Annotated in this window: 2 protein-coding genes; one reads left to right on the forward strand and one right to left on the reverse strand. The window is 56.9% G+C overall.

What is annotated here, in order from left to right; genetic code table 11:
• The coding region (locus QT222_RS03180) for a helix-turn-helix domain-containing protein (protein WP_491476281.1) at nucleotides 1-588 on the reverse strand (588 nt) is incomplete at its 3' end.
• An 88-nt stretch (nucleotides 589-676) separates the two neighbouring features.
• Here QT222_RS03180 and QT222_RS03185 point away from each other — a divergent pair.
• Nucleotides 677-1,501, forward strand: an 825-nt coding sequence (locus QT222_RS03185) for an MBL fold metallo-hydrolase (protein ID WP_491476282.1), incomplete at its 3' end; no start/stop codon positions are given.

Consider the following 1,501-nt stretch of genomic DNA (forward strand, 5'->3'; position numbering starts at 1 on the left):
AGCGACAGCGGTCTGGTCAGCGAGTTCCCTGAGTGACGTTTTCCGGGGCTGTTCGTAGTAGCCGCTCTCCAATGCCAACCGAAGCGCCGCCATCTGTCGTTCGGTCACGTCCTCGAACAATTGGTCGACCGGAGCCAACATGCTGTGTGGGACTCGCTGTGCTGTAATCGCCGTCTTCGAGAGTACCTCGATGTCGCGGTCAGCTTCCAACTCGTGGAGAAGTTCTCTAATATCGCTCTCGTCGAAGGCAATCACCGAATAGTGTTCCCAACCCTGCCGATGAATTGTAGGCGGCTGATACAGGCAATTGTGCGCTTCGAATCGCTCGATGATGGAGTCTTCCAGTGAACACAGGCATGATTGCGTGACGACGTGGAGTCCAGCATTGTCGACTGACTCGTGAAGAACCGTCCCCAAGCGATCGATCTCGTCGAGGAGGTCGTCAGTCGGAGACCCCGGTGCAGTAATTTCGATTACCTGGCAGTCATCCAGATACCACTCACGAATCGTGAGGTCCGGATAACGCTCCGAAATCTCTCGATACGGACACTCGTGTTTGACGCGAAACGACGCCTCGTAGAGACTCATACTAGCACATTCGTCTATACGAGATTAACAGTACCGGTCATGTCCGGCAGTACCTATATCCTATTACTTCCCATACGGAAGAATACTGATGTCGGAGATTTCCCCCGAGGAACTTGGAGAACAACTGCAGACTGACGAAAACGGCCTGCTCGTAGTCGACATTCGCCACGAAGGAGAGTTCGACGACTGGCACGTCCCGGGTAGCGTCAACGTCGATGTCTACGACGAGTTGGCTGACGATTCTAACAAAGCCAAGGACGCGCTTTCGGGCCTCCCCGAGGAGAAAGAGATAGTTACTGTCTGTGGTGCAGGAATCGCCGCGGAGACGGCAACGGACGTCCTCCAAGAGATGGGCTACACCGCAGCGACACTCGAAGATGGGATGAACGGGTGGAGTCGCGTTCACCGCCATGCGGCGGTCTCTGTCGACCTCGATGGAACGCTCGTTCAGGTCGCACGACCGGGGAAAGGCTGTCTCTCGCATGTACTCATCTCCGATGGTGAAGCCGCTGTCTTCGACCCATCCCACTACCTCGAAGAGTACGAAGCAATTCTCGACAAGTACGACGCCGAACTCGTCGGTGTCTTCGACACCCACGCCCACGCCGACCACGTTTCGGGCGCTGCAGAACTGGCCGACCGTCACGACGTCCCCTACTACCTCCACCCGAAGGATGCACTGGCAATCGACGCGTCTCCCATCGACGACGAACAGACTGTCTCGGTCGGCGGCCTCGATATCGAGGTTATCCACACGCCAGGACACAGCGAAGGAAGCGTCTCGTTCGATATCGAGGAGGTGGCGTTGATTACGGGTGACACGCTCTTCCACGAGAGCGTGGGTCGCGTCGAACTCGGCGTCGAAGCTGGTATCGAAGACTCCAACGTCGAGCAGAACGCCGCGACGCTCTAC

The organism is Haloferax sp. s1, assembly GCF_058382125.1.